Source organism: Aestuariivirga sp. (genome assembly GCF_044239095.1).
In the GTDB taxonomy this organism is placed as follows: domain Bacteria; phylum Pseudomonadota; class Alphaproteobacteria; order Rhizobiales; family Aestuariivirgaceae; genus Aestuariivirga.
This window is the reverse complement of sequence record NZ_JBIICB010000084.1, coordinates 1-15100: the sequence shown is the minus strand read 5'-3', so window position 1 is coordinate 15100 and position 15100 is coordinate 1. Positions and strand designations below refer to the sequence as shown.

Below are 15100 nucleotides of genomic sequence, written 5' to 3'. Positions count from 1 at the left end.
GGCGTGGGGCTGAACCACCTCGCCTTCCGGGTGGAGAGCCGCGCGGCCGTCGATGCCCTGAGGGCCTGGTGCCGGAAGAAGAAAATCCCCATGCTCTACGACGAGCGCTATCCCTTCGCGACCGGAGGCACGGATTATCACGCGTGGTTTGTGGAGGACCCGGACCGGATCAAGGTGGAGTTTGTGGCGGGGTGAGGGGGCGGGCGGGACGTTCCCCATGCCGCCACTCCGGCTTCGTTGACCCGTCATTGGGGTGTTGCCCGTGGCGTACCTGGCGGCGCTTTCCCATTTTGCCTAATCGGCTCTGTTGAGCGGGGATGAGTACGGAACACCATGAGCCAATGAGTTCGTATCGTAGAAGTAGATTTTGCCGCTAGGATATGTTATTAAATCCTTTAGGTAACGAAAGGCGATCGGTGAAGAAATTGGCTTCTATTGAGGGCGGCTCGCAACCATTACCGGAATGGTTGAGGTTTCCTTCAGTGGTTCTCGCAAAAAGCCCATATGATCAAGACGTTACCTGCAGGTTTAGGGTTTCTGCGACTGACTGCCACCGTGGGTTGCTGTCCAACAGGCGGCAGCCTGCGTTCGAGCTCTGGAGTGCGGTTATGGGCTTGCCACCTCCTGTGCTAGGGGTGGGAGCCTCCAAGAATTATCCACCGGCGGCTGGATTGTCGTCTTTGCGACAGGCCCACGCTTGTTTTGAAGGCTTGAAGCGGCCAATTGGGAACCAGGATGGCGGCGATGGCGTAGTGGTCTACGTGACGAAACCTTCATGCGCCTATCGTTACAGGCCGTCGCCGACTGGTACCGCGGAAAAATTTAGTGTACCAGAAGATGTAGTATTTCTCACTTGCGTAAAGCTAGATGTCCCATATGAGCCAAACGCAATGGCCTCGGGGGTGGTAACACATTGGCTTTTCTCTGAAGCAGATCCAAACGGTCCGGATCTGCCTGTTGAATTTGAAACCCGGTTCGCAAGAAGACTGTGGTGAGGAGGGATGAATGGAACATAAGAACCTAGATCAGATTGATCTTGTGACACCGTACAATCCGACGGCAATATACTATGCTGACGGGGACTACGTAGAGTATGTCCGTCGAGACGATCCAATTGTGTATAGGCGGGTCGATGAGTTTTTGACGCTTGCGCTAGATATGTTTTCGCGCGACCTCGTGGGATTTAGATTAAAAGGATTTAGAAACTTCTTTTTAAATGAATTGAGTAGGAGGCACCAGGTGACTGATGGGGCGTTTATACCATTGGTGTCGGTGCTAGAGGAAGCTGTCGAAGAAGTAGGTGAGAAGGCTGTTGAAGAGAACGAGAGAACTCGCGCCGCTTACGCCAGTGCTCGTCTTATTGCTTTGGAGGACAATGCAGTCGCGCGTATGCCGGTTGCGGCTTAGTACTATCTGCAAATCCTCCGTGCTTCTTGCGCGGAGGTTGCGCTCCAAAGGGGGCTTGAAACTGTAGCTTCTACCTCTTCGGCCCCCTGAACGCCCGCGTCCCCGGCTTCCCCGCTTTTGAGCTCGCGCGTCTTTCCCCCTGTGGCTGGGGTCAGCTGCTTCGAGGGCCCGTCCGGGAGTCACGCCTCACTACTTGGCGGCGTTCTTTTCGATCCACGTTCGTGCCTCCCGCTCAGCAGCCTGCTTCTGCCGTTTGGAGAGCGTCCACGGGAGCCAATCGCGTATCACGATTGCTGCCTCCGACTCTTTGGGATCGGTTTTCGCGATGGTCAGCGCGGAAATCGTCTGCCAGAGATAGGCCTTGTATTCATCGCGCCTGATGCCTTCGCCTGCTCCATAGCGTAATCCCAGCATCGTCTGTGCCTTCGAGTCTCCGCGCTCTGCGGCCGCCTTGTAGAGTGCTGTGGCTCTCTTCTGATTCTCGGGGACACCCGGTTTTCCGCTGTAGAGCCCGGCCAATTCCCGCATTGCTTTCACGTTGCCTTGCTTGACTGCTGCCTCATACCAGAACACGGCCAGCGGCGCGTCATGCTGACCTCCCTGTCTGCTGGCAAGGAGGTCCGCCAATTCGACCTGCGCCAGTTCAATGCCGCCCTTTGCGGCGCGCTCGAGCCACTGGCGGGCTTCCCTGATGTCGTAATTCGTGCCCTCCGCACGAAAGATCATATGCCCCACATGGTATTGCGCTTGCGCATTGCCGCGCTCCCCCAGCTCCCGCCACTTTGTGAAGGCGGTGGCATAATCTCTGCGATCATAGGCCGCTTGCGCTTCTGTGAAGGTCTGATCTGTTTCTCCCGCAGACGTCCCGGCAAGGGCGACGTTCGCAGAGAAAATTTGTAAGACGAGCAGTAACAACGCAGCCAGTCTCACAAGCGGCAGTGTTCTCTTCGTTGTCCGAGCCATGGGGCGGCCTCGCGATTTGAGACCTTACGCTAAGATAACAAAACGCAACTGTAAATCACGAAAACTACCTCTTAGGCCCCCTGAACGCCCGCGTCCCCGGTTTCCCCGCCTTCGAGCTCGCCCGCCTCTCACCCTTCGGCTGGGGCCAGCTCGCCGTCGCGTCCTTGATGTTGCTCTGCCGTACCGTGGGGTCGTCGATCACCGCCAGTTCCACGGCCTTCAGGCGCTTCACCTCGTCGCGCAGTCTCGCGGCTTCCTCGAATTCGAGGTTGGCGGCGGCTTCGCGCATTTTCTTTTCGAGGTCGGCGAGGACCTTTTCGAGGTTGTGGCCGATGAGGGGGCCGCCGTCTTCCAGGAGGCCGGCGTCGGCGCGGACGTGGTCGCGTTCGTAGACGCTCTTCAAAATGTCGCCGATGTTGCGCTTGATCGACTGCGGGGTGATGCCGTTGGCCTCATTATAGGCCACCTGCTTTTCGCGGCGGCGGTCCGTTTCCGCGATGGCGCGTTCCATGGAGCCGGTGATCTGGTCGGCATAGAGGATCACCCGGCCATCCACGTTGCGGGCGGCGCGGCCGATGGTCTGGACCAGTGAGGTTTCCGAGCGGAGGAAGCCTTCCTTGTCGGCATCGAGAATGGCGACGAGCGCGCATTCGGGAATGTCCAGGCCCTCGCGCAGCAGGTTGATGCCGATCAGCACGTCGAAGGCGCCGAGCCGCAGGTCACGGATGATCTCGATGCGCTCCAGCGTGTCGATGTCGGAATGCATGTAGCGCACGCGGATGCCCTGTTCGTGCATGTATTCCGTCAGGTCCTCCGCCATGCGCTTGGTGAGCGTGGTGACGAGGATGCGGTAGCCTTTCAGCGCCACCTCGCGGCATTCGGCCACGAGATCGTCCACCTGGTCCTTCACCGGGCGGATGAAGACGGGCGGGTCGATGAGGCCGGTGGGGCGGATGACCTGCTCGGCGAAGACGCCGCCAGTCTGGTTCATTTCCCATTTGCCGGGTGTCGCCGAGACGCAGACGGTCTGCGGGCGCATCGCGTCCCACTCCTCGAAGCGGAGCGGGCGATTGTCGATGCAGGAGGGCAGGCGGAAGCCGTATTCGGAGAGCGTGGCCTTGCGGTTGAAGTCGCCGCGGAACATGCCGCCGATCTGCGGGATGGTGACGTGGCTTTCGTCCACGAAGACCAGCGCATTGTCGGGCAGATATTCGAAGAGGGTGGGCGGCGGCTCGCCGGGCTTGCGGCCGGTGAGGTAACGCGAATAATTCTCGATGCCGGCGCAGCTGCCGGTGGCCATCATCATCTCGATGTCGAACATGGTGCGCTGCTCGAGGCGCTGGGCTTCGAGCAGGCGGCCGGCGGTGTTGAACTCCTGAAGCCTGATCCGCAGGTCGTTCTTGATGCGGGAGACGGCCTGTTCCAGCGTGGGCTTGGGTGTGACGTAATGCGAGTTGGAATAGACCTTGATCTGCTCCAGCTCCGCCGCCTTCTGGCCGGTGAGGGGGTCGAACTCGGAGATCTGCTCGATCTCGTCGCCGAACAGCGAGATGCGCCAGGCGCGGTCCTCGAAGTGGGAGGGGAAGAGCTCGATCGTGTCGCCGCGCACCCTAAAGGTGCCGCGCACGAAGTTCTGGTCATTGCGCTTGTAGTGAAGGGCCACGAGATCGGCCAGAAGCTGGCGCTGGGGCGTGCGGTCGCCCTTCTTCAGCTGGAAGGCCATGGCGGAATAGGTCTCGACATCGCCGATGCCATAGATGCAGGAGACGGAGGCCACCACGATCACGTCATCGCGCTCCAGCAGCGAACGCGTGGCCGAGTGGCGCATGCGGTCGATCTGCTCGTTGATGGCGGATTCCTTCTCGATATAGGTGTCGCTGCGGGGCACATAGGCCTCCGGCGTGTAGTAGTCGTAGTAGGAGACGAAATATTCCACCGCGTTTTCGGGGAAGAAGCTCTGGAACTCGCCATAGAGCTGGGCGGCCAGCGTCTTGTTGGGGGCGAGGATGAGGGCCGGGCGCTGCGTGGCCTCGATGACCTTGGCCACCGTGAAGGTCTTGCCGGAGCCGGTGACGCCGAGCAGCACCTGGTCACGCTCCATCTGCTGGACGCCGGAGACCAGCTCCTTGATGGCGGTGGGCTGGTCGCCTTGCGGTTCGAACTCCGAGACCACTTTCAGGCGGCGGCCGCCATCCGACTTCGGCGGCTTGGGCGGCTTGACGGGGGTGAAGCTGGCGAGCGGCACGAATTCCGGGCGCAGGGGGCCGAGGCCTCCCGTGATCGATTCGGCGGAGCTGTAATCGAACGGCTGCGGCGCTTCCGCGAAGCCGCCGTCCTGGCGTGAATGTCCCATGATGGGGGGAATATAGGGTGGCCGGGGGCGGGGGGGAAGCGCTGAGACTCGCGGACCGTGACCGCAGGAGGGGAGGCGTCACGGGCTGGCTCAGCCGGCGGGTTCCGCCTTGCGCAGCGCGGCGAGGTGGGAGAGCAGCGCCAGCAGGCTCGCCCCGGCCATGAACCAGAACACTGCCGCGGGCCAGCCGTCCTGCAGGGAGCCGACGAGCTGCGAGGCGGCCGCACCGCAGGCCATCTGCGCGAAGCCCGACCAGCCGGCCGCAGCGCCCGTCAGGCGCGGGTCCACGCTGATGGCGCCCGCCGTGCCGTTGGGAATGGTGAGGCCGTTGCCGAGGGCAGCAAGGCACATGGGCAGGAACAGCGTGGCGGGCGACAGGAGGCCGGTGACGGCGGCGGCGAAGCACAGGAGCCCGCCTGACAGGGTGATGCCGCAGCCCGCCATGATCATGCGGTCGAGCCCCACCTTCCGGGTATAGCGCCCCGAGATGAAATTGCCCGCCATGTAGCCGGCCGATACGGTGGCGAACCACAGGCCATATTCCATCGGCGTGCGGCCCAGCACGTCCATCATGATGTGCGGGGCGCCGCCGAGGAAGGCGAAGAACACTGAGGAGGTGAAGGCGAGCACCAGCGTATAGCCGCGGAAGCGCGGCAGGGCGAAGAGGCTGACCGCCCCCGTGAGCAGGCTCATGCCGCCGCCTGCCTGTGAGCGGTTCACATGGGTTTCCGGCAGGTGCCGGAAGGCCGCGGCCATGATCACCGCGCCCAGCGCCGCGAGCGCCCAGAAGCCCATGCGCCAGCCGCCGTGCACGTCGATGTAGCCGCCGATGGCCGGCGCCACCATGGGCGCCACCACGAAGGCCATGGTGATGTAGGAGATGACGCTGGCCGAGGTCTCGCGGTCGAACACGTCGCGCACCATGGCGCGCGCCAGCACGATGCCCGCCGCACCTCCCACCGCCTGCAGCAGGCGCGCCGCGATCAGCACGTGGATCGTGGGGGCAAGGGCCGCCATCACGCTGGCGATGACGAACAGCGCCATCCCGGTGAGCAGCATGGGCCGGCGGCCCACCTTGTCCGAGATCGGGCCATAGACCAGCTGGCACACCGCCATGCCGACGAGATAGAGCGTGAGGGTGAGCTGCGCCACGCCATAGGACACGCCGAATTCCTGCTGCAGCCCCGGCATCGACGGCATGAAGATGTTGAGCGCCAGCGGCCCCACGGCGCTGATGGCGATGAGGATGGCGTAGGACGGGCGGATGTGGGGGGCTTCAGCCGGCATGTAGCAGTCTCCTAGCCCCAATGGCGCGGGGGCGATAGCCAAAGCCGCGGGAAACTGGCATGAGTCGCGCGCATGAAACATGCTCTTTTCGCCGTGCTTGCCGCCATGCTGGGCCTTTGCCACCTGCCAGCACGGGCGGAGGAGGCCGTGGTGCCCGCCGGGGCATTCTCGCTCAACCTCAAGTCCGCGCTCGGCAAGCAGATCGATGTGCGGTTCTCCGAGGGCTTCGCGGCGGGGCGGCTCTCCGCCCGCGACATCGACGGGGTGATCGTCTATGAACTGCCGCCGGACAAGGTCTGCCTCTACGGCCAGGGCAAGGGGCTGGAACCGGATGCGCCGCAGCTGGCGGATTTCGTCAACCCCTCGGGCGGCGGCGATGTCTGCGTGCCGCTGACGGAGGTGAGCGTCCGGCTGCCGCCGCGGGTGGAAGCGCCGGGAGCCCCGGTGGCGCCCTTCTATGCCACCGACAGGACGAATTGCAGCTGGAAGTGGACGAAAGGCAAGGGCCTGAGCCTGTGGACCGAGCAATGCAAGTTCGACACCGGCCTGTGGGACGTGATCTATGACGAGGCGAAGGACCTGTTCGCGCTGCGCGTCGATGAGGGCGAGCCCTATCCGGTGCTGCGCCAGTTCCGCCAGCCGGGCGGCGCGCCCGCGCTTCTGTCCGCGCTCAAGGCCTCCGGCCTCGTGCTGGACGACGCCGAATGCGTGATGGCCAAGGTCGAGGACCAGCCGTCGCCGCCGGGATGGACGGCTTGGCAGGTGGTGCCCACCGGCAAGCGCAAGGAGGCCTTCGACTCCGTGGTGCAGATCGAGGTGCCGGAGCCGCCCTGCGGCGAGATCGGCTACCGTGTCGACCTGATCGGCTTCTTCATGGTGAACGAGGCGGCGCCGGACCGGGTGCTCTACGTCAATCTCGGCCAGGACGGGACGATGATCGACCTTGCCTCGATCACCCTTGGCGAGTGAACAGGGCGTAACACCGATGGCGGTCCTGACTTCTCCCCATATGCATCCTGCCCCGATGCGCGCCGCGGCTGGCGCGTTGCTGGTCTGGCGCGCATGAACTACCGCCACGCCTATCACGCGGGGAACCATGCCGACGTGCTGAAGCACGCGGTGCTGGCGCGCGTCATCACCCACATGATGAAGAAGGACAAGCCGTTCCGGGTGATCGACGCCCATGCGGGAACCGGCGTCTATGATCTTGGGGGCATCGAGGCGGGAAAGACCGGTGAATGGGAAGGCGGCATCGGCCGCCTCGCCGAACCCTTCGCGGCTGAGGTTGAGGCGCTGCTGGCGCCCTACCGTCAGGTGATCGCGGCGCTGAACCCGCAAGGGGGTGTCAGGATCTATCCCGGCTCGCCCGAGCTGGCGCTGCGGCTGATGCGGGACAGCGACCGCATGATCGCCAATGAGCTTCACCCGCAGGATGCCGTGACGCTGGAGCGGCACTTTATCCGCGATGCGCGGGTCGAGGTCACCAGCATGGATGCCGAAACCTGCCTCAAGTCCCGCCTGCCGCCGCCGGAGCGGCGCGGCGTGATCCTGATCGACCCGCCCTATGAGGTGAAGGACGAGGCGGAGAGGACGCTGCGCATGCTGGCCCACGGCCTGCGCCGCTTCGCGCTGGGTGTGTTCGTGGTGTGGTATCCGCTGAAGGCGGACCGGACGGCGGAGACGGTGCTGGAAGGTATCGCCGAACTCAAGATACCCGGCACGCTGAAGGTCGAACTGCGGGTGCGCGAGGCCTTCTCCGGCGGCGGTCTTGCCGGTTCGGGGCTGGCCATCGTGAATGCGCCGTGGAGGCTCGACGAGGAGCTGAGCGTGCTGGTCCCCCAGCTGGCGGCGCGGTTGGGGCTGGGCTCCTGGGGCAAAGCGGCGGTGGAATGGATCAACGCGCCAACTTGAGGGTGTAAGTTGAGCCCTGTTTTTCAGTCATTATGAATTACAACTTTGTGGCTGCGGTCATCAAGGCGTGGCAGTTTGGCCCTAGCCGGAAGGGAATAACGAACGCTATGGCGAAACGACCAAGCTATTTGCAATATGCCAGTGACGAAACGCCGCCGCCGCTCAGCATCGGCATTCTTGCCGTACAACATTCGGCGATTGTTATTATCAATCTTGTTTATGTCGTTATCATCACGAAGTCGCTGAACCTCTCGGTGGAGGATCAGTTCGCGATGCTGTCGACGACGCTGCTGGTCGTCGGCCTGGGTACGGCCCTGCAGGCGCGGTTCGGCAGCCGGCTGCTCATCATGTATCATCCCAATCCGATCTTTATTCCGCTCATCATTGCGGCGGGCAGCACCGCGGGGCCGGGCGGCATTGCCGTGCTGCTGGCCAGCGCCGGGCTGATGCAGTTCGGCTTCGGCTCTGTGGTGCGAAAGCTGCGCGTGCTGTTTCCGCCCGAAGTTTGTGGCGTGGTGGTGTTGATGCTTGGCGTATCCTTGCTGCCGGGCACGCTGCGGGGCATCGTCACGCAGTCGGTGGAGAAGACCTTCCTGCATGTCGAACCGACGGGCCTCGCCGTGGCGCTGGTCACGCTTGCCGTCGCCGCGGCGGGATCAGTGTGGCTCAGGGGAATGGCGCGCTTCTTCTCGCTGCTGCTCGGCTGCCTCGCCGGGATGAGCCTTGCACTGGCGCTCGGCGTCTGGGATCTCTCCGCCGCCAAGCCCGCACTGGACGTGCCTCTCCTGTCGCTGCCCAGCATCCATTTGCCCGGTTTCTCCTTCAGCATTGGGATCTTCTATCTTGCAGCGGTGGCGGCGCTGGTGAACGTCGTCGATGAGCTCGGCGTGCTGATCAGCACCGAGCGGCTGGATGATGCCGACTGGCGGCGGCCCGACTTCAGCAAGATGGCGCGCGGCTTGCAGGCGGCTGGCCTGTCCACGGCGATATCGGGTGCGCTGGGCGGCTCCGCCATTGGCATGTCGTCTGCCAATCTCAGCCTTGCCTATGCGACGGGCGTCACCTCACGCGTGGTGGCCATGGCGGCTGGTGCAATCCTCGTTGGAATGACCTTCGTGCCGGTGGCGCTCCAGCACGTTCTGTCGCTGCCCGACGCGGTGGTGGCCGGTATCCTGTTCTTCGCGGCGTGCTACTTCATCGTCTCGGGCGCGGAACTGGCGCTCTCGCGCATGCTGTCGCCCCGGCGCGCGCTGGTGATCGGCCTGCCGGTGGGGGCTGGCATCCTGCTCCAGTCGGCGCCGACACTGACGACGAGCTTCGCTGGCACCTCGCTTGAGCACGTGCTGGCGCCGATGACCGCTGCGACCATTCTCGCCGTCATCCTCAACTTGATCATGCGCATCGGCATCCGCCAGAAGGAGACCGAAACCTTTGCTGATGGAGCAGACAGCGCCAGAGCCGATGAACTGTTGAAGATGCTTGGCGAACGCTGGGGCATGCACCACTCAACCGGCCCGCGTGCCGTCACCGGATTGACGGAGGCGATGGAACTCATCGGGCCGCTTGCCGAAAGGCCCATCGATTGCACTATTTCCTACAATGAGCTGACCCTCGCGCTGACCTTTTCCTACGAGGGGCAGCCGGCCGTGCTTCCAGACAGGATGCCGGACGCCGAGCAGCTCATGGAGGCACCCGACGGCGTCTCGCTGATGAGCGGCTGGATCGTGCGCAGGACCTGCGACCACTCCAGCGTGACATCTTCGGGCGGCCGCCAGCAATTGCAGCTGGTCTTCGATTGCTGACACCGGTTGGCCGGTATCCAGAATGAGATCGCCTTCCCCCTTTGCTGCGCAACAGGAGAAGGCGACCGCTTACTTTGTCAATTCACCGCCCGCTGGAACATCTCGCGAGAGAGGTGGGTGGCGGGCCGGATGTGAACCTGCTCAGTTCGCCGCGGCGATGGCGGCGGAGAGGTCCTTGTATTCCTCGCAGCCCGTGCCGCAGCTCTTTGCGATGGCGGCAAGTTCGTTCATCGCGAGGTCGACCCGGCCTGCGGCAATGTAGCCTTCGCCGAGATACTCGCGGGCGAGGTTGAAGTTCGGGTCGATGGCCAGCGCCTCACGGTAATAGGTAATGCCGGTCTCGAGGCGGCCGGCCTTGCGGTGGCTGTAGCCCGTGTAGTTGAGGACGCGCGGGTCCTGCCGGTTCTGCACCAGCGCCAGCACCTCGATCGCCCAGTCATAATGACCCTGGCGGGCGAGCGCGCGGCCCTGCTGGTAGAGGTCTTCGTCGGTCAGCAGGCCGGACTGGGCCTTGACGCATTTCTTCTTGTTCTTGTCCCACACCTCGCCCTTCTTGCAGCTCTGGTTGGCGGGCGAGGCATCGTTGCCGCCGCCATCGCCGGCAGCCAGCGCCGGGGCGGAAAGGCTAATCAGGCAGGCGAGGGCGGCCAGTGTCAGTCGTGTCATGTCTTCCTCCATCTATTGCTGCTCGTCATACGTTACGGCCGGAACGCCGGACGCGGACCACACGATTTCTTGATCAGGCGGCAGCTTCAGGCGTCCAGCGGTAGATCCATTCGAGCCGGCCCAGCGCAAAGGATGGGCTGGCGAGGTTCAGCGTGAGATTGCGGGCCAGCGCCAGTGCGCCTGACGCATGGTAGATGCGGCTCATGCGCCGCGATTGCTCCTGGATGCGCGCGGTGCGGGGCTTGCGCTGGTCCTGATAGGCGCGGAAAGCGCTGGCGGCGGATGGCTGTGCTGCCGTTTCGCGCGCCAGCACCGCGGCATCCTCCAGCGCCATGACTGCACCCTGTGCGAGGAAGGGCAGGCTGGCGTGGGCCGCGTCGCCCAGCAGCGCCAGATTGCCGTGGGACCAGCGCGGCAGCTGGGGAAGGTCGGCCCCCGGCCAGCGCAGCCAGGCGGCGGGCGCTGCGAACAGGCTCTCCAGTTCCTCGCAGGCGCCCGAGAAACGGCGTGCAACCTCGCCCGAGGTGGCGGGAGCGTGCCACCCCGCATCGCGGCCATCACCATCCGCCGCGGCCAGGATGTTGAAGCTGCGCCAGTTGCTGACCGGATAATGCACCACATGGCCGCCAGGGCAGAGCCAGAGTGTGACACAGTCGGCCTCGATTTCTGGCGGAACCTTCTCCAGCGGCACGAGTGCGCGGTAGAGCGTCACCCGCCGCGGCACGGGGGCCACGTTCCCGGCGATGGCGGCGCGCAGCCCCGAGCGGATGCCGTCCGCCGCGATCACCGCCGCGCCGGCCGCCATCTCGCCGCTGTCCAGAACGAGCCTGGCTGTGCCTTCATGCTCTTCCATCGCGGTTGCGTGGCGGCCGGTGTTGAGTTCGATCCGGCCGGTGCCGCGGCCTACGGCGAGCAAGCCCGCCAGCAGGTCTGCCCGGTGGCAGACGCGGTAGGGTGCGCCGAAGCGCTCCTCGAAACCCTTGCCTAAGCGGATGCGCTGGAGGAGCGCGCCCGTGCGCCCGTCACGCATGTGGATCTCCGAGGGGATGACGCAGGAGGGCGCCACCGCCTCCCACGCGCCCAGTGCGCGCAAGGCCCTGACGCCATTGGGCGACATCTGGAGGCCCGCGCCCACCTCCTCGAAGGCGGGGGCCTGCTCGAACAGGCGCACCGCCCGGCCAGTGCCCGCAAGGCCCAGCGCGGCGGCAAGCCCGCCGATGCCGCCGCCCGCCACGAGAAAGGGAAGATCGCTCATACCCCCTTGTCTAGCGCAATCGAGACCCCCGGGTGATGCGGCGGATTGAGGCTTGCCCCGGACGGCGCTTCACCCTATTCAGCCCGAAAAATCGAAAGGTTACCGCCATGGGCTTCATTTCCGACTCGCTCAACCGTATCCAGCCGTCAGCCACCATCGCGATCTCCAACAAGGCGATGACGCTGAAGGCGGAGGGCCGCGACGTGATCGGGCTGGCGGCGGGCGAGCCCGACTTCGACACGCCGCAGAACATCAAGGACGCGGCGATCAAGGCCATCCAGGCGGGCAAGACCAAGTACACCGCGGTCGACGGCATCCCCGAGCTCAAGAAGGCGATCGTCGACAAGTTCAAGCGCGAGAACGGGCTGGACTACAAGCCCTCGCAGGTGACGGTCGGCACGGGCGGCAAGCAGGTGCTGTTCAATGCGCTGATGGCGACCGTCAACCCCGGCGACGAGGTGATCGTGCCCGCTCCCTACTGGGTGAGCTACCCCGACATCGTGATGCTGGCGGGCGGAACACCCGTGTTCGTGGAAGGCAAGCTCGAGAATGGCTTCAAGCTGCAGGCCGCTGACCTTGAGAAGGCGATCAGCCCCAAGACCAAGTGGTTGATCCTCAATTCGCCGTCCAACCCGTCGGGTGCTGCCTATTCGCGCGCCGAGCTGAAGGCGCTCACTGACGTGCTGGTGAAGCACCCCCATGTGTGGGTGCTCTCCGACGACATGTATGAGCATCTCGTCTATGACGATTTCCAGTTCACCACGCCCGCACAGGTGGAGCCGGCGCTTTATGAGCGGACGCTGACGATGAATGGCGTGTCCAAGTCCTATTGCATGACGGGCTGGCGCATCGGCTATGGCGCAGGCCCCGAGCCACTGATCAAGGCCATGGCGAAGCTGCAGTCGCAGTCGACCTCCAACCCGTCCTCCATCGCGCAGTGGGCGGCGGTGGAGGCGCTGAACGGGCCGCAGGGCTTCATCGGCGAGAACAACACCGTGTTCAAGCAGCGCCGCGACCTGGTGGTGGCGATGCTGAACCAGGCCAAGGGCATTTCCTGCCCGACGCCCGAAGGCGCCTTCTATGTTTATCCCTCCTGCCACGGCTGCATCGGCAAGACGGCACCCTCGGGCAATGTCATCCGCAACGACGAGGATTTCGTGACCGAGCTTCTGGCGGCGGAAGGCGTGGCGGCGGTGCATGGCGCGGCCTTCGGCATGTCGCCCTTCTTCCGCATTTCCTACGCAACGGCCACCAACGTGCTAGAGGACGCCTGCAACCGCATCCAGCGCTTCTGCGGCAACCTGCGCTGAAAAGGAAACAACGATGAACATCTTCGACGCGACGGTACCCGCTCTCAACCACTTCCTCGGCTCGCTCTCCGCCATCATGAAAAAGGCAGAGGCGCATTGCGCGGCCAAGAAGATCGACCCCGCCGTGATGCTGTCACAGCGGCTCTACCCCGACATGTTCACGCTGACGCGGCAGGTACAGATCGCCACCGACACCGCCAAGGGTGCGGGCGCGCGGCTGGCTGGCGTGGCGGTGCCGAGTTTCCCGGATGAGGAAAAGACCTTCGAGGAATTGCAGGCGCGAATCGCCAAGACCATCGATTTCCTGAAGAGCCTGGAGAAGGCGCAGTTCGACGGCGCGGAGACCCGCGCGATCGTTCTGAAAGTCGGCGGACGCGAGCTGAACTTCAGCGGGGAGCCCTATCTCGAGACCTGGGTTAAGCCAAATTTCTACTTCCACGTGAGTATGGCTTATGCAATTCTCCGGCACAATGGAGTCGAGCTGGGCAAGCCGGATTTCCTCGCGGGCGCTCAGTAGGACGCCATTTGGCACACTCCTGATCTGAAAGGACGCGATCGTGAAGAAACTTGCGGTATCCCTTTTGGCCTTTGGACTTCTTGCCGTACCGGCCAAGGCCGATAACGGCGCCAAGCTCGGCATGCTGGTGTGCGACGTGTCGGGCAGTGTCGGCCTCATTCTCGGCGGCACCGAATCTGCGATCTGCAACTTTCAGGGTCCGAATGGCCTGGAAAACTACAAGGGGCGAATCACCCAGGTGGGCCTCGACATCGGCGTGACGACCGGAGCCATCATGACATGGGCGGTCTTCGCGCCGGGCACAGTCAACCGGGGCGCCCTGGCGGGCACCTATGCAGGGGCCACGGCTGATGCAGCCTTCGCAGTGGGCCTCGGCGCCAATGTGCTGGTTGGCGGTTCCGGCAAGTCGATCGCGCTGCAGCCGGTCAGCATCGAGGGTGAGACGGGCGTCAATATCGCCGCCGGTCTTGCCACCTTCAAGCTCGAGTACGTCAATTAACGCTGAGACGTCGAAGATAGCAGCCCCGGGTTGCGGGCGAAACAGGTTTGAAGTAAGCGTGCGCTTCGAGTCCAATTGGTAACACAATTCGGACGTCTTGCATGACCGTCAACAGGAGACCGACCCTTATGAAGAAGACCGTTTTTGCCGCGCTGATCGCCCTGGGCCTCGCCGCGTCGCCCGCTCTTGCCGCCAGCAAGGGCGTCAAGATCGGCGTATTGACCTGCGATGTCGCCGGGGGCGTTGGCATGATCATCGGCTCCTCCAAGGCGGTGGATTGCTCGTTCGAGGGCACTATCGGCAAGCGTGAGCACTACAAGGGATCCATCGACAAGTTGGGCCTCGACATTGGCGTGACCGGCAAGGGCGTGATGGCCTGGGCCGTCTTCGCGCCGGGCAAGCTCAAGGCGGGCGCGCTGGCTGGCCATTATGTCGGCGCCTCCGCGGAGGCGAGTGTCGCGGTGGGCCTTGGCGCCAATGTGCTGGTCGGCGGTTCCGACAAGTCGATCGCGCTGCAGCCGCTGAGCGTTCAGGCGCAGACCGGCCTGAACCTGGCCGCGGGCGTCGCCAGCCTCCGCCTCAAGAAGGCGAAGTAAGCCCGGCATCGGGATTGATCGTGAGGGCCCGGCCGTGCGCCGGGCCCTTTTTGTTTTCCGATTTCGCTTGCCGGTGTTTCCGATCGGAGTCAGTCTTGACCCTGTGGAACCGCCCCGGGCGTGCTGACCACGCCCCAAGAAGGGCGGTCCTTCGACGTGCAGCAAGCAGTCAAAGGGAGCACTTCCATGGATCAAGCAAACGGCAGAAGACCACAGGGCTCGCGGTGCGTGGCGCTCGTGGGCCCCTATCTCAGCGGCAAGACCACACTTCTCGAAGCGATCCTGTTCCAGACGGGCGCCATCCCGCGTCAGGGCCGGGTGTCCGACAAGTCGACGATTGGCGATGCAGCACCCGAGGCGCGCCAGCATGGCATGAGCGTGGAGCTCAATGCCGCCACCACCAAGTATCTGGGTGACAGCTACACCTTCCTCGATTGCCCCGGCTCCATCGAATTCGCGCAGGACCAGCGCGCGGCCCTGCTGGGCGCGGACGTGGCCGTGGTCGTCTGCGAGGCGGACGCCAAGAAGGCCGCC

14 protein-coding genes and 1 pseudogene are annotated in these 15100 nt (G+C 64.1%); 10 read left to right on the top strand and 5 right to left on the bottom strand.

Translation table 11 applies throughout. The features are described 5' to 3' along the window. Both ACILRA_RS09795 and ACILRA_RS09790 read left to right on the top strand, forming a co-directional pair. Positions 1-195 (top strand): annotated as a pseudogene (locus ACILRA_RS09795) (hypothetical protein); the annotation flags it as partial. A gap of 810 nt (positions 196-1005) precedes the next feature. Further along, positions 1006-1407, top strand: a complete 402-nt coding sequence (locus tag ACILRA_RS09790) for a hypothetical protein (RefSeq protein WP_395661919.1) — start codon at positions 1006-1008, stop codon at positions 1405-1407. 189 nt (positions 1408-1596) lie between these two features. Here ACILRA_RS09790 and ACILRA_RS09785 read toward each other — a convergent pair whose 3' ends face one another. The 3 genes from ACILRA_RS09785 to ACILRA_RS09775 form a co-directional block, all read right to left on the bottom strand. Then, on the bottom strand, positions 1597-2322 hold the full coding sequence (locus tag ACILRA_RS09785) for a tetratricopeptide repeat protein (protein ID WP_395661918.1): 726 nt from the start codon (positions 2320-2322) through the stop codon (positions 1597-1599). 112 nt (positions 2323-2434) lie between these two features. Then, complete coding sequence (gene uvrB / locus ACILRA_RS09780) at positions 2435-4723, bottom strand: excinuclease ABC subunit UvrB (RefSeq protein ID WP_395661917.1); 2289 nt, start codon at positions 4721-4723, stop codon at positions 2435-2437. A 90-nt stretch (positions 4724-4813) separates the two neighbouring features. Beyond that, complete coding sequence (locus ACILRA_RS09775; RefSeq protein ID WP_395661916.1) at positions 4814-6091, bottom strand: multidrug effflux MFS transporter; 1278 nt, start codon at positions 6089-6091, stop codon at positions 4814-4816. Here ACILRA_RS09775 and ACILRA_RS09770 point away from each other — a divergent pair. From ACILRA_RS09770 to ACILRA_RS09760, 3 genes are all read left to right on the top strand, one after another. Continuing rightward, positions 6083-6979 (top strand): hypothetical protein, encoded by an 897-nt coding sequence (locus ACILRA_RS09770; RefSeq protein WP_395661915.1) that lies wholly within the window; start codon positions 6083-6085, stop codon positions 6977-6979. The genes ACILRA_RS09775 and ACILRA_RS09770 overlap by 9 nt on opposite strands. A 93-nt stretch (positions 6980-7072) precedes the next feature. Next, positions 7073-7921 carry a 23S rRNA (adenine(2030)-N(6))-methyltransferase RlmJ gene (locus tag ACILRA_RS09765; protein ID WP_395661914.1) on the top strand — a complete coding sequence of 283 codons (849 nt, stop codon included), beginning with the start codon at positions 7073-7075 and terminating at the stop codon, positions 7919-7921. Between the two features lie 107 nt (positions 7922-8028). Continuing rightward, a complete protein-coding gene (locus tag ACILRA_RS09760; RefSeq protein ID WP_395661913.1) occupies positions 8029-9723 on the top strand; it encodes a solute carrier family 23 protein in 1695 nt (564 codons plus the stop codon). 141 nt (positions 9724-9864) lie between these two features. On the opposite strand, the gene ACILRA_RS09755 is transcribed toward ACILRA_RS09760, so the two are convergent. Together ACILRA_RS09755 and ACILRA_RS09750 are read right to left on the bottom strand one after the other, a co-directional pair. Further along, on the bottom strand, positions 9865-10389 hold the full coding sequence (locus ACILRA_RS09755; protein ID WP_395661912.1) for a tetratricopeptide repeat protein: 525 nt from the start codon (positions 10387-10389) through the stop codon (positions 9865-9867). A gap of 73 nt (positions 10390-10462) precedes the next feature. Then, on the bottom strand, positions 10463-11644 hold the full coding sequence (locus tag ACILRA_RS09750; RefSeq protein ID WP_395661911.1) for an FAD-dependent monooxygenase: 1182 nt from the start codon (positions 11642-11644) through the stop codon (positions 10463-10465). A 107-nt stretch (positions 11645-11751) separates the two neighbouring features. Between ACILRA_RS09750 and ACILRA_RS09745 the strand changes: the two genes are divergently transcribed. The 5 genes from ACILRA_RS09745 to ACILRA_RS09725 all read left to right on the top strand — a co-directional run. Next, complete coding sequence (locus ACILRA_RS09745; RefSeq protein WP_395661910.1) at positions 11752-12954, top strand: pyridoxal phosphate-dependent aminotransferase; 1203 nt, start codon at positions 11752-11754, stop codon at positions 12952-12954. A 13-nt stretch (positions 12955-12967) separates the two neighbouring features. Then, positions 12968-13471, top strand: a complete 504-nt coding sequence (locus tag ACILRA_RS09740) for a DUF1993 family protein (RefSeq protein ID WP_395661909.1) — start codon at positions 12968-12970, stop codon at positions 13469-13471. 40 nt (positions 13472-13511) lie between these two features. Then, positions 13512-13970: a DUF992 domain-containing protein gene (locus ACILRA_RS09735; protein ID WP_395661908.1), complete on the top strand. Its 459-nt coding sequence runs from the start codon at positions 13512-13514 to the stop codon at positions 13968-13970. Positions 13971-14098: 128 nt separating this feature from the next. Continuing rightward, complete coding sequence (locus ACILRA_RS09730) at positions 14099-14566, top strand: DUF992 domain-containing protein (RefSeq protein ID WP_395661907.1); 468 nt, start codon at positions 14099-14101, stop codon at positions 14564-14566. Between the two features lie 186 nt (positions 14567-14752). Then, the coding region (locus ACILRA_RS09725; protein WP_395661906.1) for a GTP-binding protein at positions 14753-15100 on the top strand (348 nt) is incomplete at its 3' end.

Bases quoted from the DNA above. Each gene is read 5' to 3' on its own strand.
- uvrB (WP_395661917.1), bottom strand. From the start codon at position 4,723: ATGGGACATTCACGCCAGGACGGCGGCTTCGCGGAAGCGCCGCAGCCG.
- ACILRA_RS09755 (WP_395661912.1), bottom strand. From the start codon at position 10,389: ATGACACGACTGACACTGGCCGCCCTCGCCTGCCTGATTAGCCTTTCC.
- ACILRA_RS09740 (WP_395661909.1), top strand. From the start codon at position 12,968: ATGAACATCTTCGACGCGACGGTACCCGCTCTCAACCACTTCCTCGGC.
- ACILRA_RS09775 (WP_395661916.1), bottom strand. From the start codon at position 6,091: ATGTTTCATGCGCGCGACTCATGCCAGTTTCCCGCGGCTTTGGCTATC.
- ACILRA_RS09760 (WP_395661913.1), top strand. From the start codon at position 8,029: ATGGCGAAACGACCAAGCTATTTGCAATATGCCAGTGACGAAACGCCG.
- ACILRA_RS09730 (WP_395661907.1), top strand. From the start codon at position 14,099: ATGAAGAAGACCGTTTTTGCCGCGCTGATCGCCCTGGGCCTCGCCGCG.
- ACILRA_RS09790 (WP_395661919.1), top strand. From the start codon at position 1,006: ATGGAACATAAGAACCTAGATCAGATTGATCTTGTGACACCGTACAAT.
- ACILRA_RS09745 (WP_395661910.1), top strand. From the start codon at position 11,752: ATGGGCTTCATTTCCGACTCGCTCAACCGTATCCAGCCGTCAGCCACC.
- ACILRA_RS09750 (WP_395661911.1), bottom strand. From the start codon at position 11,644: ATGAGCGATCTTCCCTTTCTCGTGGCGGGCGGCGGCATCGGCGGGCTT.
- ACILRA_RS09765 (WP_395661914.1), top strand. From the start codon at position 7,073: ATGAACTACCGCCACGCCTATCACGCGGGGAACCATGCCGACGTGCTG.
- ACILRA_RS09770 (WP_395661915.1), top strand. From the start codon at position 6,083: ATGAAACATGCTCTTTTCGCCGTGCTTGCCGCCATGCTGGGCCTTTGC.